Annotated in this window: 11 protein-coding genes; 6 read left to right on the forward strand and 5 right to left on the reverse strand. The window is 47.2% G+C overall.

From position 1 onward, the window contains the following. Nucleotides 1-183 precede the first annotated feature (183 nt). Nucleotides 184-4,149 (forward strand): S8 family serine peptidase, encoded by a 3,966-nt coding sequence (locus QUA42_RS21445; protein ID WP_333139883.1) that lies wholly within the window; start codon nucleotides 184-186, stop codon nucleotides 4,147-4,149. A gap of 117 nt (nucleotides 4,150-4,266) precedes the next feature. Here QUA42_RS21445 and QUA42_RS21450 read toward each other — a convergent pair whose 3' ends face one another. From QUA42_RS21450 to QUA42_RS21460, 3 genes are all read right to left on the reverse strand, one after another. Then, nucleotides 4,267-4,425, reverse strand: a complete 159-nt coding sequence (locus QUA42_RS21450; protein WP_333139885.1) for a hypothetical protein — start codon at nucleotides 4,423-4,425, stop codon at nucleotides 4,267-4,269. Between the two features lie 129 nt (nucleotides 4,426-4,554). Then, on the reverse strand, nucleotides 4,555-4,701 hold the full coding sequence (locus tag QUA42_RS21455) for a hypothetical protein (protein ID WP_333139887.1): 147 nt from the start codon (nucleotides 4,699-4,701) through the stop codon (nucleotides 4,555-4,557). A 422-nt stretch (nucleotides 4,702-5,123) separates the two neighbouring features. Further along, nucleotides 5,124-6,140 carry an adenosine kinase gene (locus tag QUA42_RS21460; protein ID WP_333139889.1) on the reverse strand — a complete coding sequence of 339 codons (1,017 nt, stop codon included), beginning with the start codon at nucleotides 6,138-6,140 and terminating at the stop codon, nucleotides 5,124-5,126. Nucleotides 6,141-6,278: 138 nt separating this feature from the next. Between QUA42_RS21460 and QUA42_RS21465 the strand changes: the two genes are divergently transcribed. The 5 genes from QUA42_RS21465 to QUA42_RS21485 all read left to right on the forward strand — a co-directional run bounded on the left by QUA42_RS21465 (nucleotide 6,279) and on the right by QUA42_RS21485 (nucleotide 13,020). Beyond that, the gene (locus QUA42_RS21465) at nucleotides 6,279-7,844 is read left to right on the forward strand and encodes an AAA family ATPase (protein WP_333139891.1); all 1,566 of its coding nucleotides are present in this window, start codon (nucleotides 6,279-6,281) and stop codon (nucleotides 7,842-7,844) included. A gap of 29 nt (nucleotides 7,845-7,873) precedes the next feature. Next, nucleotides 7,874-8,257 (forward strand): hypothetical protein, encoded by a 384-nt coding sequence (locus tag QUA42_RS21470; RefSeq protein WP_333139892.1) that lies wholly within the window; start codon nucleotides 7,874-7,876, stop codon nucleotides 8,255-8,257. A 181-nt stretch (nucleotides 8,258-8,438) separates the two neighbouring features. After that, nucleotides 8,439-9,233: a YdcF family protein gene (locus QUA42_RS21475; protein ID WP_333139894.1), complete on the forward strand. Its 795-nt coding sequence runs from the start codon at nucleotides 8,439-8,441 to the stop codon at nucleotides 9,231-9,233. Nucleotides 9,234-9,608: 375 nt separating this feature from the next. Next, nucleotides 9,609-12,743: a poly(A) polymerase gene (locus tag QUA42_RS21480; protein WP_333139896.1), complete on the forward strand. Its 3,135-nt coding sequence runs from the start codon at nucleotides 9,609-9,611 to the stop codon at nucleotides 12,741-12,743. A 43-nt stretch (nucleotides 12,744-12,786) separates the two neighbouring features. Further along, nucleotides 12,787-13,020 (forward strand): hypothetical protein, encoded by a 234-nt coding sequence (locus QUA42_RS21485; protein WP_172186607.1) that lies wholly within the window; start codon nucleotides 12,787-12,789, stop codon nucleotides 13,018-13,020. Nucleotides 13,021-13,304: 284 nt separating this feature from the next. Here QUA42_RS21485 and QUA42_RS21490 read toward each other — a convergent pair whose 3' ends face one another. Together QUA42_RS21490 and QUA42_RS21495 are read right to left on the reverse strand one after the other, a co-directional pair. Next, nucleotides 13,305-13,538 (reverse strand): ferredoxin-thioredoxin reductase variable chain, encoded by a 234-nt coding sequence (locus QUA42_RS21490; RefSeq protein ID WP_333139898.1) that lies wholly within the window; start codon nucleotides 13,536-13,538, stop codon nucleotides 13,305-13,307. A 272-nt stretch (nucleotides 13,539-13,810) separates the two neighbouring features. Next, nucleotides 13,811-16,582, reverse strand: a complete 2,772-nt coding sequence (locus QUA42_RS21495) for a DUF3536 domain-containing protein (protein WP_333139900.1) — start codon at nucleotides 16,580-16,582, stop codon at nucleotides 13,811-13,813. Nucleotides 16,583-17,558: the final 976 nt, after the last annotated feature.

The following is a 17,558-nucleotide window of genomic DNA, read 5'->3' on the forward strand; positions in this document are numbered from 1 at the left end:
GAAAAAAGTAAGACTTAATTCCGAGAGATAGGTAGCAGCTTACAATCGTAGATTTTTGAAGGGGCGGATATCTGTGTTGTGAGGAGAGACCGGATCTGGGAAGCAGCCCAGATGTCTTGAAACTCGATCGCTCAATTATGCCGACTGATTAAAATACAAGTAAGTTTGTTGGCAGGGTGCAAAATGTCTAACATTCAACTCGGCAGTCTTAAGGATAACTATTTCAATATCGATTTCGTTGGTAAGCTCGATTCCACAGACATTTATCGTTTCAATCGTCCTGCTGCAGGCAGTTTCCAAGTCTTGGCTGAAGGTTTTAGCGGCGGTCTGAAAATGGAACTGCTCGACAGCCAAGGAAAGCCGATCGAAACTATCTCAACTAGCGGCAAAAATCCCGGAACTCTCAGTACCGAGAATTTGGGCGCAGGAGACTATACTCTCAAAGTTTCTCCCATCTCCTCCGACACAAACTATCAGATTAGTCTGGCCGTAAATGAAAAAGTTGACCCGCTCACGGGTTTGAAGGTTGACTCCGGTTTTTTTACACCCGATGGCACTGGTGAAGTAGGCTTTGATTTCCTGTATGATGGCGGCGGATTCAAAGGACAATTAGCCATATTTAGTTTGCAGGGTATGGAGAAATTTACTCCAGGCTCTGAGGAGTTTATCAAAGAAGCTGCCAGAAGGGCTCTGAGTAAATCGGTATTGGGTCACGTAGTGATTTCTGATATTACAGAAGGCACAGATCCTCAATTCAGGGGCACTTTAGGAAAGGTAAATCTGAACACCGGTTCCTACAAAGGTGTGAAGAAGTTTGCGATGAACCCAGGAGAAGCATTTGCTGTGATGCTGGTGCCAGATGGCACGGTTAAGGAAGTATTTGATAAGCCTGATATTGGCGGCAACAAAAGTCCGCTGTTTTCGCTATCTAGCAGTGACGAGGATGATGCTTGGCTGTTGGGCCAGGTGGCAGATATTACTGGCGATGGTAAGGCATTTTCGATCGAGGATCGATCGATTACTCCCCTATCAGATTACGACTACGATGATGTGATTTTCCGTGTGACGGGTGCGACTGGAAAAGCGGTGGAGGTGAAAGAACTTATCCCTCCGGCTAAGGATTGGACTAAATCTGAAGGCGGTAAGAAATTGATTGATTATGTCACCTCAAAACTGCCTGATGAGCGCAAACCGCCTGGGGATACAGAACCGCCTCCACCCGCACCAACACCTGCACCTGTACCTGCGCCAACACCTGCACCTGCGCCAACACCTGCACCTGCGCCAACACCTGCGCCAACACCTGCACCTGCGCCCACACCTGCATCAACACCGCCTGTAGCCCCACTGCCACCTGCGGAGCAGCCAACACCGCCTGTAGCCCCACTGCCACCTGTGGAGCCAACACCGCCTGTAGCCTCACCGCCACCTGCGGAGCAGCCAACACCGCCTGTAGCCTCACCGCCACCTGCAGAGCCAACACCGCCTGTAGAGCCAAAACCGCCTGTGGATCCACCGCCACCTGTAGCCCCAACGCCACCTGCGGAGCCAAAACCGCCTGTGACTCCACCGTCACCTGTAGCCCCAACGCCACCTGTAGAGCCAACACCGCCTGTAGCCCCAACGCCACCTGTAGAGCCAACACCGCCTGTAGCCCCAACGCCACCTGTAGAGCCAAAACCGCCTGTAGAGCCAACACCGCCTGTTGATGATACCCAGTTACCGACTGACACTCAACCGCCCGCTGAGCAGGAACCGCCTGTGGCACCAGAGAAGCCCAGCCTGCCTTTGATTGGGATTATCGATACTGGGTTTGCTGTCAACAATCCCGATCTCGATTATTCTAAAGCGACACTGGGGCGCGATCGCATTGACGGTGACAACAACCCTTTAGTGTCGTCTGATGCAGAAAACGAACACGGCACGGCTGTTTGGAGTTTGATTGGCGCTCGCGCAGGTAATAATATTGGCATTGACGGTATTAACGATCGCGCTCGTGTTTGGCTGGGACGCGCTAGCGGTTCCGGGCAGTGGGACTTGTCGCTGACAGATTTTGTGCATGAAGCCAAGGCACAAGGGCAGCAGAATGCTATTGTCAACCTCAGCCTAGACTTAACTCAAGTTAACGGCGAGGGCAACGTGACGACGCGCTACGAGTTGACGCCCAGAGAGCGGGCTGCTTTAGAATATGCTCGTCAGAATAGAGTGCTGCTGGTGGTTGCTGCTGGCAACGATGGCGGTGTGATGTCGGTTTTGGGTCAAGCTTCTCAAGAGTTTGACAATATTATGACTGTTGGGGCGTTTGACGGAGTGCGCCGATCGTACTATTCGAGTTACGGCTATGGTTTGGATGCTGTAGTTGCCGAGGGGGAGAACGATCTAGATGCGCTTACGGGAACTTCTTTTGCAGCAGCGAAAGCGACTGGTATGGCCTCTGTTGTGTGGGAAAGCAATCCAGAGTTGAGCGATCGCCAAGTAATTGATATTCTCAAACAAAGTGCGATCGATGTAAATTTACCCGGCTGGGATCGGAAAACAGGTTTTGGAGTGCTGGATTTAGATAAAGCCGTGCAGTTAGCGAAGGACACAGCACCGCAAGAAAGCACTCGCGCAGAATTCGCAACACCTGAAACTTGGGGTTACGAAGGGCTCGTAAAACCGATGGAACGAGCTACGGCAGATCGATTTAATGGCAAATCTTATGAGTGGCAACCTTACACGATTCAAGCCGGAGATAGTCTCAGCGAAATTGCCAGAGAAACAATGGGCAGCGCTGCTCCCGATTACTACAAATTTATTGCCAAACACAACAACATTTCCAATCCCAACGTAATTTCTGAAGGTCAAAAAATAGAGGTTCCTGTAGAATTAGCGGCATCTAATGGCGGTGATAATTCGATCGAAACGCCAGAGCAACAGTCACCTAATTCAACCTCTATCAACGGTCACAATATTGCTGGTCAATTCTATCCGGTTTACGACAAGTATCAAAGTGCGATCGGCAAACCTGTTTCAGATGTTGCCAACTATTCAGGTAATGTCAGGTATCAACTATTTGAGCGCGGTTCGATTGTCAGCAGTCCCAAAGGAACTTTTCCGATTTACGGCACTATCCGCCAAGAATACTTGAAAACAGGCGGATTGGATGGTAGGTTAGGAGTTCCCAAGAGTGGGGAGATCGATCGGGGCAACGGTAACAAGATTCAATACTTTGAAGGCGGTCACATTTACTGGAATGGCAACAAAGCAACTGCTTACCAAGAGCAGGCTAAACCTTCCGCTCCTGACACTACTCAAGGCGATACAAAACCTGAAAAACCGCGAACTATTCCCAATGGCTTCCAGCGCGAGAATGGTACAATAAGTGTTGATTTGTATAAAAAAGACTCCGACTACGTACAAATTGTAGATCTGAGCAAAGGAGCCTCTGTCAAGTTACTGCATGGAGAGATTACTAAAGAGGGAGATAGTCCTGATTTTAAAAATCAAACGATTGAAGAGGCGTGGTCTGATTTTTCAGGAAAAAATTCTCGGGGTTTCTCTGTTACAAATGGTCAGTTCTTTGGTACAGGCTCACTACCAAACAAAATAAATAATTTCGGAACAAGGCTAAATTTGTTTGGATTCCAGCCATTTGCTGCATTCAATCCAGTCTCTCACCCTCTAAAAATTGATGGAAAACTAATAAGCCAAGGCTTTAACACTCAAGAGGAGGCAGACAGTCTACTAATGTTAGAGCTGTTCGGCGATCGGGCAACTATTAAGGATTACGATCGTAACTCTTTCGATTCATCTTCAGCGAGAAATATTCTTGTCAGCTACGATCCTATTGAGTATGGAGCAGACCGCAATGAGGAACAGGGAAGAACTTTCATCGGTATTGGCGATCTTCATGGTTCTGATGGCATTAATGAGAGTGTTTTACTGTTTAGTTCTGACAAATCCACTCAAAAGAATGCTGGTGATACTCTCATAAATTTTGGAGCTAATCAGGTAATGATGCTAGATGGCTCTGGTTCGTCTCAATTAAATGTGAAAGGTAAAACTCTTTTGGAAGGAGACAGCAGAAAGATACCACAAACAATAGGTGTAGTAGGTGGGATATTCGGTCGGTATTGGCCTCCGAAACCGGGATTAATGGGTATTTGAAATTATGCCATCGCTTCTAGTCGATCGCCTCAAACTCACGTTTCGGTCGTTGATGCGTAGGGGTAAGGTTCGCACTACGCACCCTACATATAGTCTCTGCGCGTAAGTCCCGATCGCTCAATATTCTGATCGCTCTAACGGCTGGATTTCAATATCTGGAGAAATCTCAATGGCTGCAATTCTGGCATTCTCAACTATCGTATTTCCCATCATTGTATTGTGTACTGCCTCAAACTTAGATTCTGCTTCCGCAATTTCTTCGTAGTGTACAATCACATGATAATATTTATTAATTGGTTCTTCAGAATCTGAAATTTCCACGGCGAGCGAATCTATATTCTGAGACTCTTCTGCTTTCTCGCGATACTCTTCGGCTAAATGTTCTAAGGCGATCGCGATCGCGTGTTATTTCGTTTGTCCGTAAAAATTCATGCGCTCGTCGGGGCGATCGCTTAGAGACGATGAAATCTGACAAACATACTGCCCGTTTGATTGAGCGCAAACGTCGATCGCAATTGTACCAGTAGTGCGATCGGGATTTATTTGGGTCATCTCAACCTCCCTATCTGATGAAATAAGGTTTAGGAATTACGTACTAACTCTATCTGTAGAAGGCGCACGGTACACCTTACACATACTTAGGGCTTGTTTAATAAGTTGGAAAAGTAAACACTCTATGGATTGTCTGACCCACAAAAGGTTGTCAGGTGCAAAAAAAAAACAGCTAAAATAGGTCTGGCTGAATAATTTATTGGCAATCATAAGAGCAATTGATTGGTAATTCAAGCCCTCTTTACTATCTCCGTGAACGATGTAGTTGTTAGCATTTCAAGTGCGGTTAATTAAGCTTTCACTGATTTTAACACCATCGCCCTTGCTCCATCTGCGTTCATCCCCGTTCATCGGCCTTTATCTGCGGTTCAAAAAAGAGCGATCGCCCTTAATCCAAAAAGTGCGATCGCCCCTTTCAATTCCTAACCAGAAATCACCTCACTCAAAAGATGAGCCTGAGAACCCTCAAGCCGAGGCCCGTGAATCTGCACCACCCTAGAAGCCAAATAATTGCCCCAACGAGCCGCTTGTACAGAACTCAAACCGTTAGTAATTCCAAACAAAACACCGCCCGCAAAAGCATCCCCAGCACCCACAGTATCGATCGCCTTTACCGGAAATCCCGCCACATCAACAATCTGTTTGTTCTCCACCACCATGCAGCCTTTATCGCCATTAGTGATAAAAGCCAAATCCGAAATCTCGCTCATTTTCCGAGCGCACTCTTCCAAAGATTCTTCCTTAAAAAAGCTCCGAACTTCATCAGCATTGCAAAAAATTACATCGCAATATTCCGAAACCACCTTGTGAAAATCATCAGCAAATCGATCAACTAAAAAGCCATCCGAAAAAGTAAAAGCCACCTTCACACCCAGACGCTTAGACTGTTCCATCGTCTCAATGCTAGCCTTTCTCGGATCGGGAGCATCCCAAAGATAACCCTCAACATAACTGTACTTGCAGTGACTCAGGCGATCGACATCAATATCACTCGCCGCCAGAGTAGTAGAAACCCCCAGATTAGTACACATCGTGCGTTCCGCATCCGGCGTAGTCAGCACTACACAAGTACCCGTGGGTTCCTTCGACTCAGCAGCAGGATGCACGTTAAAATCAATCCCCGCCGCCAGCAAATCTTGCCGGTAAAATTCCCCGTTAGTATCCTTAGCAACCTTCCCCGAATAATACGCTTTACCGCCACTCTGAGCCAAACCAATCATCGTATTTGCCGCCGAACCGCCCGATCGCATTTGCAGCGAATTGTGTTCTAAATCGTGCAAAATCCCCCCCTGCGTTTCCGAATTCATCAGCGTCATCCCGCCGCGAGCCAGCCCGTGAGCGAGTACAAATTCATCTTCTACCAATGCTAGGATGTCTACCAGGGCATTTCCCACGCCAAACACATCCACGGAGCGGGAATCTTGATTGTTTTCTGTCATCAGTAATTTTTGGTTTACACTAATTATCAACTTTATAATAAATCGACTTCAACTCAACCTCTATTTTCTTTAAGTTATCTTTATCTAAATTTCTAAGCCCAAATCGATCTCAGCTAAAATCCAAAACCTAAAATTGATATGACTGATATTTGTCTCCCACCTCTGATTCAGCAAATGTTGCAGCCCGGGTTTTACCCACATGGGGTGACAGAACCAGTGCAGCTAATTCAGACTCATGCTTCCTTTGTTTTGCTGACAGGAGATTATACTTACAAATTAAAGAAACCAGTTAACTTTGGCTTTTTGGACTATTCAACTTTGGAGAAAAGGCAGCATTTTTGCAACGAAGAATTGCTGCTGAACCGACGCACGGCTCCGGAAATTTATCTAGAAGTTTTGCCAATTATTCAAATTGGGGATTCGTTGCAATTGGGCAGCAACTTACCAGCACTAAAATCTACAGAAAATGCTGTAGAATATGTGCTAAAAATGCGGGAGTTTCCTCAAAATACGCTATTGCTTAGTTTGTTGGAACGCGGACTGTTAACAGAGCAACTTATGGCAGACTTAGGGCGCGAAGTTGCCAACTTTCACAGCAGGGCAATTAGTAACAGCTACATTCGCACATTTGGCGAAGTCAGTCAGATTCGCACAGCAATAGATAACAATTACCGGATTTCGCAAAAATATATCGGCGGGCCGCAGAATCAGAGACAATATCAGGAAACTAAAGATTATACTGATGCGTCTTTTGTGACCAATCAAGAGTTATTTAACCTGCGGATTGCCAATAATAAAATTCGCGAGTGCCACGGAGATTTGCACTTGCGGAATATAGCATTCTGGCAAGATAAAATATTGCTGTTTGACTGCATTGAATTTAACGAGCCTTTTCGCTTTGTTGATGTCATGTACGATGTGGCTTTTACCGTAATGGATTTGGAATCGCGGGGGCGCAGAGACTTGGGCAATGCTTTTCTCAATACTTACATCGAACAAACAGGGGATTGGGAAGGACTGCAACTATTGCCTTTGTATTTGAGCCGTCAAGCTTATGTTAGAGCGAAAGTAACTTCGTTAATGTTGGACGATGCCGCTATTTCAACTGCTCAAAAAGCAGAGATTTCACAGACAGCAGCTCATTACTATAAACTGGCTTGGCAATACACGCAACCGCGCCAAGGCAAGTTAACTTTGATGTCGGGTTTGTCGGGTTCTGGCAAGAGTACAGCAGCTCGATATTTGGCTCGCCGCACGGGCGCAATTCACATTCGATCCGATGCTGTTCGCAAACATTTAGGCGAAATTCCTTTAAATGAACGCGGCGGGCAAGATTTGTACTCGGATGAAATGACGGCACAGACTTATGGTAGATTGTTAGAGTTGGGGATAGTGCTGGCTGACCGAGGTTGGAATGTGATTTTAGATGCAAAGTTCGATCGCCAAAACTGGAGAACCGATGCAATTAATCAGGCTCAATCCCACGGCTTGCCCCTGCAAATTATTTACTGCACCGCACCAATTGAAGTATTGCGAGAACGCCTGCAACAGCGCAGGGGCGATATTGCCGACGCGACAGCCGAACTATTGAGTTCGCAGCAAGCAGCTTTTGAACCTTTTACAGAATTAGAGCAAATTTCTGTAAAGATTTTAGATACCGCCCAAGACTTAGAGGTACAATTAAACTTGATTTGTGGAGAGTAGTTGCAGAGCGATCGCCCTCCCCAATTTGATTGTCTGCTAATATTGTCAATATCTTTCTGTGTTATTACAAACAAAACTTACAGCTCATGCCAAAATTTACTGGAGACTCCAAGGGGTTTAGCCCCGCGCTGATATGGTTTGTTTTGTTTACCGTTGGGTTTCGCTTAGTAGGATGTACGCTGCTCCTGAGTCTCGGCTTGGGTGTCATCGGTGGCGTGGCAGCAGGTTTAATTGTCGCCTGGTGGCACAACGAATTACTACTCAACCCGAATATAAATTCTAAGGACAAAACCTCGGATGCTATCGTCAATAAAGAAGTAGTGCAAAGGGAGGCCCATAAATATAGCAAAACCTCTAGGGGTGATGCTGCTACATTGTTTGGCTGGTTATCTGGACCAGAGGATCGTCGCTAGCACCGAAAATAGTTTTGAGTATTGAGTTGTAAGCTTTAAGTTAAAAAGTTCATAATTCACAACTCTATACTAAAAATTAACCACTCCCGCCACTTAAATTACTAATTACAGATTAGCGACTAACCCTCGTTCATTTCCAATTACCCATTACCGCTAACGAGCAATTTGAATTACTTGCTTAATGTTTGTATTTCTATCGAAACTCCTGCCGCTGTTTATTTATCCTTTGGGATTGAGTTGCCTGTTAATGATGGCGGCTTTAATCACACTTTGGAAGCGTCCGAAATGGGGGGCGGTGCCAATTGCTGCCGCTCTAATTATTTTACTGCTCGGAAGTAGCGGTTGGGTTTCGAAATCATTAGTTCGATCGCTCGAATGGCAAAATTTACCAACCGCCGAACTCCCCCAAGCTGAAGCGATTATCGTCTTGGGTGGCGGTGTGAAAGCAGCTTTACCTCCCCGTCCTTGGGTAGAATTAGCGGAAGCGGGCGATCGCATAATCTACGGTTCCCGACTTTATCGGCAAAGCAAAGCTTCTGTGCTAATTCTCAGCGGCGGTAGAGTAGATTGGAAAGGCGGCGGGGCTCCCGAATCGGCAGACATGGCAGAAATTGCCCAAACAATGGGTGTACCGGCATCAGCAATTCTGCAAGACCCCGATTCACACAACACTTATCAAAATGCCGTAAACGTGCGGAAAATTTTAGATGCTAAAGGCATAAAAGGGCCGGTTTTGCTAGTGACATCGGCGATGCACATGACTCGATCGCTCTTAATTTTTCAGCGTCAGGGAATAAAAGCAATTCCCGCACCAACAGACTTCCAGATAACGCAGCAGGATATCGCAGCATCCCAAAACAATTGGCAAGCAGTCGCCTTGGATTTATTGCCGGATACCTATCAGTTAAACCAGTCAACTAAAGCCTTAAAAGAATACATCGGTTTGTTTGTCTACCGATTGCGGGGATGGCTTTGAGAGAATTTTAGATTTTGGATTTTGGATTTTGGATTCAATCTAGGACTTATAGCCGTCGCCCGTACACAAGTTCAGGACTTATACCAATCCGGGTTAAAAAACCCTTCCCAAGCGCGAGGGGGAGAGGGGGAGATTTCAATCGCCTCCTTCATCAAGGGGATGACAAACCCGGACTTAGTATTGCCCCTCAAGACTGAGAAACCGGGTTTTTTACCAAAATAAAAGGCCTTGATGCACTATTTCTGTAAAAAAACCCGGTTTCTGCCTCCAGGACTAAAGTTGTGCCAATATTGAGCGCACCCTACACGATCGCTCTTTGTGTAGTACAATAGAGTTACGCTTGTCATACAACTGTAACTATAACAAAATAATATAATGTCAAAGCCAAAGTCTCCAAAACAAAAAATGGCGACAATCCGCGAGGTTTACGATCGCATTTTATGGGATAGTCGTTTAGACCATCGCGCCTTTAGTCTGGGTTTTAGCGATCGCATTTCTGGCAATATCCGGGAAAAACCCCTGTCAGAATGGCAAGTAGACGGAGATATTCCCTGGCATCGGATTCGTTATGTTAAATGCGGGGAAACAATTGTTTGGGATCGCGATCGGCTGCTAGACTTGTTTGCTACTGGAGAATTACCAGTCACAGCATGGGTGATGGCAGCGGGAAACGAGGAATCAGAAAACCAGAAACAGCAAATTTTTCCTCACCTGCTACCTTCGATCTCTGTTACTGACTTCCACACTACACCTATTTACCGATACGAGCGAGAAAATTGGCAAGCCATCGATTATTCCTTAGAGTCGGTAACAGTAACAACATTAAAAATTGCCAGTTTTAACGTATTATCAGATCGCTACGAATCCGAGCATACGCAGACAGCCAAGCGAATTCCCATAATTATAGAACATCTGCGTCAGTGTGATGCCGATATTATCGCCCTCCAAGAAGTAACGCCGCGCCTGTTAGAAATACTGTTAGCTGAAGATTGGGTGCACGGTTATAATATCTCCGAATCTCCCGAAGGCGAGACGCTGGAATGGCACGGTTTATTGCTGCTATCCAGATTGCGGTTTAACTTAGTAGAATATCGCTACTCGCAGCGGAAGCGGGTATTAGTAGGAAAGTGGCTGCTTAACGGAAAAACTCTAAATGTCGCCGCCGTACATTTCACCAGCGATTACAATAAAAATGCTCTCCAAGTGAGATTGAAGCAACTTAATATCTTGCTAGAATATCTGAACTCACAGCCCGGAGATGGCCTCATTGTTGGCGATTTTAATGCTAGAGGCAACGAACAAGCAGAGATATTAACCCAAAACAATTTTATCGATATTTGGCAAACACTCCATCCAGACGATCCGGGATACACTTTCAATCCCCAGGGTAATCCCTTGGCAGAATTAATGAGTCTAACTAAACTTGCGGCACGGTTAGATAGGATGGTGTTGCGGAGTCACGATCGAGATTGGATATCTCGTAAAATTGAATTATTTGCCTGCAATCCCGTACCAGATACAGAAGGAAAAATCTATCCCTCCGATCATTTTGGTATCCTTACCCAGCTAGAATCTACAGCCTTTTTGCAAACCATCCCACCTGTCTATCGAAGCGCAGTTGTCATAATTCCGCCGGATGAAATTTTACCCGCAATTCAAACAATTCGCCGCCGCTGCGATCGCCAATTTCACCGCTGGATGCCGCATATCAATCTACTCTATGGTTTTGTGCCAGAGGCATATTTTCCAGAAGCAGCAGCAGCCATCGCCCAAGCACTGAAACAACTAGAACCATTTACCATCACTCTATCAAACTTTGAAATTTTTACCCACTCTTCTAGCTGTACTGCATGGTTAAATCCTATTCCCGAACCTGCTGATTCACTAAATCGATTGCAAACCGTACTCCAACAAATATTTCCCCAATGTAACGAACAAAGTACCAGATCGGCTAACGGATTCACACCCCATTTAACCGCCGGTCAATTTGCCACAGCCCAAGCCGCCAAACCCGAACTTTCCCAATGGCATCCCGTACAATTTCAAGTAGACTCGATCGCCCTAATTAGCCGCCGGGATAACGAACCATTCCAGGTTAGATACCGCATACCTTTAAAAGCAGAAAATCCGCCAGAAATTTCCAGCGCAAAAACAGGAGAAGATGGATCTAACCTATCGCTAATAGAAATAATCAACCAACTCGATCCCAAACTAACCCAAACACAGCTACAGCATCGAGAAGCAATTCAATCGATCGTAGCCCAAGCTTGTCGAGAATGTTTAGGCTACCCACCATTGTTGCAGCAAATCGGATCGGGACGTATAGGCATACAAAGCAGCCACAGCGATTTAGACTTAATTTGTATAATTCCCGTCCCTTTAACAGGGGAAACATTTCTCAAACAGGTACAAAATAGACTAGCAGGATTGTGCGATCGCTCCCAACTGGTAAAATCCGCAAGAGTGCCAGTATTGAGAATGGAAATTGAAGGAGTCGCCGTCGATTTACTCTCTGCTACAACCCTGGGACAATCCCAGATAATTGAACCGTTATCTGAAGCGGCCAGACCCTTTTTCGCTCCCGTCAGTTGGAGTGCCGCAGTCGGTATTTTGGAAGCGGACTTAATAGTGGATACAGTCAGCCAACATCTGTCCTGGGATATATTTACAAACTTGTTAAGGGCGGTGCGAACCTGGGCGAAAGCACGTCAAATTCACGGTAATGCTTGGGGATTTCTGGGTAATTTTTCTTGGGCGTTACTGACAGCTTGGACTTCCACTCAATCTGGAGATATAACCCCCGATTCCCCTAGGCTGTTTCATTCTCAGGAAAACGATGGTTTTGTAGGGGCGGTGTCCCCGTGCCCGCCCTGCCCCAGAGACGATAAATTACTGGACATATTACTTGCCCATTTTTTCCAAAGCCTCAGCCAACACGATTGGACTCAACCAATAGCATTAACTGAAGCTGGAAAACAGTATCCTGTGCGAAAATCGCGGGAATGGTTTCCTGTAATAACATCGATCGAACCTTGTCAAAATAGTACCCGAAATGTCACGAGATCGACCGCCGAAATATTGCGCCGCGAATTGGGGCGCGGTGCAGAAATTGCCGAGGAAGTATTGGCGGGAAATACCGCTTGGACAACTCTATTTGAGCCAGCCGATTTACCAGAACAATCGAATGCGTTTTTAGTATTGACGGTAAGTAGTGCAGAAGTTGGCGAGTTAGAAAAATGCGGCGGCTGGCTTGAAGGTAACACGATCGGATTAGCGATTAATTTAGAGCAAAAACTTAATATCCATGTCAGACCGCGACCGGGAATTATCAGAAGACAAAATCTAGTTAGTGCAGTGCTAGGTACGAGCTGTAATATAGATGAAGATGCTGCTGCGATCGCACAAATTAGCAATGAGTTTATTGACCAGTTCAATACTGTTAACGATCGCAGCAATATCTTGAAGGTAGAGTTGTGCGATCGCGCCTCACTTAGAAATGTGTTAGCTTAAAGTCATTACAGCCAAGATTTGCCCCAGTCGCCCCCAAATAATCATGCTGCCCCACGAGTTGCAAAACATTGCCCCAGAACCGACTCCCGCGGCCGAAATTTTTCAGAGACACCAAATTGTCCGCGAGTTTTACGACGAAATTAAGTACCGTCAAGAACTAGAACTTCACTGCCAGTGGTATTACGCTACAGCCAAGCAGCATCAGCAGGAATTGCAGAAAATGCAGGGAGATTTGAATATCTTCGGCTGGTTCAGCCGGGGACGGTCGAAAAATTAAGGAGTGAACAAAAAAGGTGGTTTGTAGTAAGGGCTTTAGTCCCGCCCATCGACTAAAAGCTACAGAAAAAACTGAACTCCTCACTACAAACTCTACAACATTTATAGGGCCCCCGCCCAAAAACCGATAATTGCTTTCCGACAGGAGTAGTCATCAGCCCAAAATTTTAGACTATAGTTCAAGTTTCCAGATTCATCTGTGGAGTAAATCTAAAATCTAAAATCTAAAATCGACTGACCGGATTGGATATTGTCTTTGACCTCCGGCTTCTACTTTGGAGACAGCTATACTTCCGAAGATATCAATTCGACCTCATCCTCTTTCAGGTGAGCTCGAAATTTTTTGTCAAACTGAACTAGCACCGGCCAATTGGCACTGACAGGTCGGCCGTGCCATTCGTGAACGATCGCCACGACTTCTCCTTCCATACCCTTAATATCAAATGGTTTACTGCGATTTTCAGGGTGGTGGTAGACAACAACAGAGTTTTTAATGCAAACGCGATCGCCAACTTTCATAGACTTATATTTAGTGTTCTCTCTTCAAAACTCTGCAAAGCCTACGGGTGCTTAACACTTGTAGGCTTTGCCGACAGTCTTCTTATCTTCCCACAAGTAGAGCGAAAACTTAAACAAAGTTGGCGGTTCCCTGTCGCTGCTTCGATTCCCAGCCGCGATCCACGTCAGCCGAAATGTTGATGATTCTCGGTTGAACCCGCAGGCCCGATCGAGCTTTAAAGCTCGATCGGGCGGATTTTCAAGGGCGGGAATTGATTTGGCTAATCGGCAAACTATTTACTTAACTGATTTAACCAACACTCAACATCAACGGCCAAGGTTTGACCCAACTCCAGCAACTGCCGGATCGAAGACAAGTCCCAGCCGGCGCCGGAACCTGCAATCCCCAAGGCAACGGCAGCGACCACACTGTCGCCCGCCGAGACATCTTGCAGTTGCAGCCAGCCCAAACACAGAGGCACAATTTGAGTGTACAGAGAATTGAAATACAGTTCCTGCGATCGATCCAGACACAAACCCAGACTCAGCCGATCGCCCACCGCAATCAAACGCTCGATCGTGCGGATATCAGCTTCTAAGGTGACCGGCGAGCGATCCTCCATGCCCGATCCTGCTTGCAGCAGCGCCTCAAGCGATCGCCAAACCATCTTTTCCAAAATTTCCTTGACTTCGGGAACGTTCAACCGACAGCGGAGATGGCCGGCTTCAGTGGCGATCGCCTCAATTTCGGCCAGCAGCGGTTCCACATCCTCCGTTTCCACTTCCAGGGCCTTGGCCGCCGTCAAACAGCGGTGTCCCAAAGCCACCTCAGCAGCCACCTGCAACTCTACGGGCACCTGCAAATCGTCTCGGTGGAACGCCATCATCACCCCGTAATTTTCGCGGTAAACCTGAGTGTAAAGCTGATCCAACCGAGTCAAATTTTCCTGACTCAGCAACTGCACGATCCGGTGGCGTTCCTCCGCAAACAAATCCCGCAAGCTAAAGGACTGATCCCCAAACAGCCGCACCATTTCCAGAATCGCGTGGGACGCCGAAGCTTCTTGCATAACTCCAAACAACCGCTCTTTCAGCATAGTGTAAGACCGGCGGCTGCCAAAAGGCTGAATGCAGCAGTGGAAGTCCCAGCCGCCCAGGTGCAACGCAGCAAACACAAAAACCTCTGTTTCCCACGTAATTTCCGAGGTTAACTGCAATTGACCCACAGCCAGAGTCATCGAGCCCATGCGCTGAATTTGGAAATCTTGCTGCTCCGCCTGATAGCAGTAAACTCGCTCTTCGCGGGGAAATTTGGCAAACAGAGAACTGATTGCGTAGTGGGCGGCCACTTGTCTGAGACTAATTTGGGCTGTCACCACCAGTTGCCGGTAAACTTCTGCCCCTGTTTTAAAACACTCAACGTTGCTGGGTACGAGGGCTAGTTGAGCGACAAAATCCTTTTCTAGCTGCACGCCGGTAACTTCCCCCGCCAATTCCAGCGCCCGGGCCGCGTAGCGCAGAATTTGCACGCCTTCTGGCCGCGAGATTTCTTCAAAAAACCAGCCGCAGCTAGTGAACATTAACAGGGTGTGGCGCTGCATTTCCAGCAGTCGCAGGGCGTCCACCTGTTCGGCGTCGTCGAGTTGGCGCACTTGATGGCGTTGGAGGAACCTGTCCACGTTAGCGGGCGATCGATCGCGGATGACCTCAATATATTCATCTCTGGTCTTCCAGGGATCGCTCAACAGCTTGCGCCCCGCTTCTTCATAAATCGGAATCAGCCGATCGCGCAGCCAATTCAGAGTATCCCGCAGAGGGCGACGCCATTTGAGGTGCCATCCGCCGCCGCCACCGCAGCCGCAATCATCTTGCCAGCGATCGACCCCGTGAGAGCAACTCCAGGCCGTCACGGGTTTGAGTTCCACTTCCCAAGCGCTCGGATTTTGACTTAAATAATGAGCAAAATTCGTCACCGTCCAGCCTCGGCGGGGAAACTCTTCTGTGAAGGCGTAGGCGAGGCATTTTTCGGTACTGTGTTTGTGGTGGCCGAAAGTTTCGCCGTCCGTCGCCACGCAGATTAATTGAGCCGGTCGGTGGTCTCCCCGTACTGCTTGACCCAAGCGCCCGGCCAAGTGGTGGCTGCTGCTGAGAACGTCATTGAAGCCCATATCCCGCGAGATCGGGCCGTCGTAGAAAAAGATATCAATGTAGGGAGTGTTGGCAGGTGGGGTAGCAGAATTTTGGGAGTGCTGGCGGCCAAAATAGTGAGTGCTCAGCGGCGAGAGTTGGTGGTCAGCCATCAACCGCATTTCTGGTTTCAAATAGCAGCGGTACGGGCGAGTCGGATCGATTTGACCCCCGCCGACTTCGTGCCATTCGGAATTTTGCCCTGGTTCCCCTTCGTGGTTTTGCCCGATTAGCGGGCGGCAGCGTTCGGCTTGGGAGGGGGCTAAGACAATGAAGCGGATGCCTTCAGCGACTAAAACTTCGAGGGTAGGGTAGTCTACTGCGGTTTCAGCGAGCCACATTCCTTCGGGATCGCGATTGAATCGGGAGCGAAAATCTGCGATCCCCCAGCGAATTTGGGTGTATTTGTCTCGCTCGTTAGCGAGCGGCATGATGATGTGATTGTATACTTGGGCGATCGCGTTGCCGTGACCGTTGAGTCGCTGACAGCTTTTGCGATCGGCCTCCAGAATCCGCTGATAAACTTCCGCGTCGTAGCGTTCGAGCCAGCTCATCAGGGTCGGCCCGATGTTGAAGCTCATATACTCGTAGTTGTTGACGATCCCCGTGACTTCGCCGCGATCGTTGAGTATGCGGGCAAAGGCGTTCGGGCGGTAGCACTCGATGTCAATGCGTTCGTTCCAGTCGTGGGCGGGAGAGGCGCTGGCTTGGCGTTCGATCGCGTCCAGGTAAGGGTTTTCCCGGGGTGGCTGGTAAAAGTGACCGTGAACCGTCACGCACACCCCAGTTGCAGCAGTCGCACTGTTTTGGGTTGCAGCCGTTACGGTTGGCGAAGGCAAAGGTAGCACATCGGATTGAGTAGTAGAAATCGAAATCATGCGAGCAAATCCTCACTCAAGTAGTTAAAGACAATAAAACGAGCCTAATTAGAAACTGAAACCTTACGCAGCAAGAGTTACAGCTAGGCATCTGTTAGGACTAAATTTGGCTGACAAGTTTTGATACATTTGTAGTATTGCGAGCAAAGCATTCGTTCCAAGATGCCAACCGTCGATCCCTGGTTTTTTTGCCAATGCTTTGCTGTTGAAAGAGTTAAAAAATGTAGCTTTTGCTGCTTTTTGGCACTTGCGACCCATTTCGGGTTAGTGCTTGCAGCACTGCTCATTGAGAGTTTCATTTACCTTGCTGGATTGTAAAGTCTTATTCATTAAATAGCAACTTTTCGCCGGAAAGATTTAATTTTTGGCACTAAATCTTGGCGGTTGTGGATATCGGTTTAATGCCCGATCGATTTATAGAATAAGAGTTTTGCCCGAGTTTCGCATCATACTTTAGGTGCTTTTTATCTAATTTCTGGAGAAGTTAGGCCAGTTGGGTTCGGGCGGGGCAGATTGGCTGCAAATGTACTTTCCAGAAGAGTTGTAACAATTGTGCCGAGTCAAAAGGCAACAAAAAAGCAAAACGGTAAGTGTTAGGTTTTAACTCCTGAGAGGTATGTGGGGGCGGAGGCGGAGGAGGAGGAGGGTTTGGACGAGAAGATGCTGCATTTGACGGCGAAGTTCGAGAGGCCATTTGCCAAGAGTGGCAAGTTAGAGGCGATGATTCGGGAAAATCGGCAGAGGGGGGGTTCTGGCGGATAGTTCGTCAATTGCTGAAGATTATCATGATTTTTTGCGATAACTTAAGGAACGTATTGTGCAATATCAAGTGCGGGCCGTACTTTTTAGGTCTAGAAGCGCAATAGGGAGAATTAGAGAAAGCTTTAATCGATCGCATCCGCGATTTTTTGCTAGAGTTGAGTGTGGGATTTCCCTTAAATCAAGAAATTAATTAATGGAAGCAGAAACCTAATTA

Origin of the sequence: Microcoleus sp. Pol11C2 (assembly GCF_036701505.1) — a bacterium.
GTDB lineage: Bacteria > Cyanobacteriota > Cyanobacteriia > Cyanobacteriales > Microcoleaceae > Microcoleus.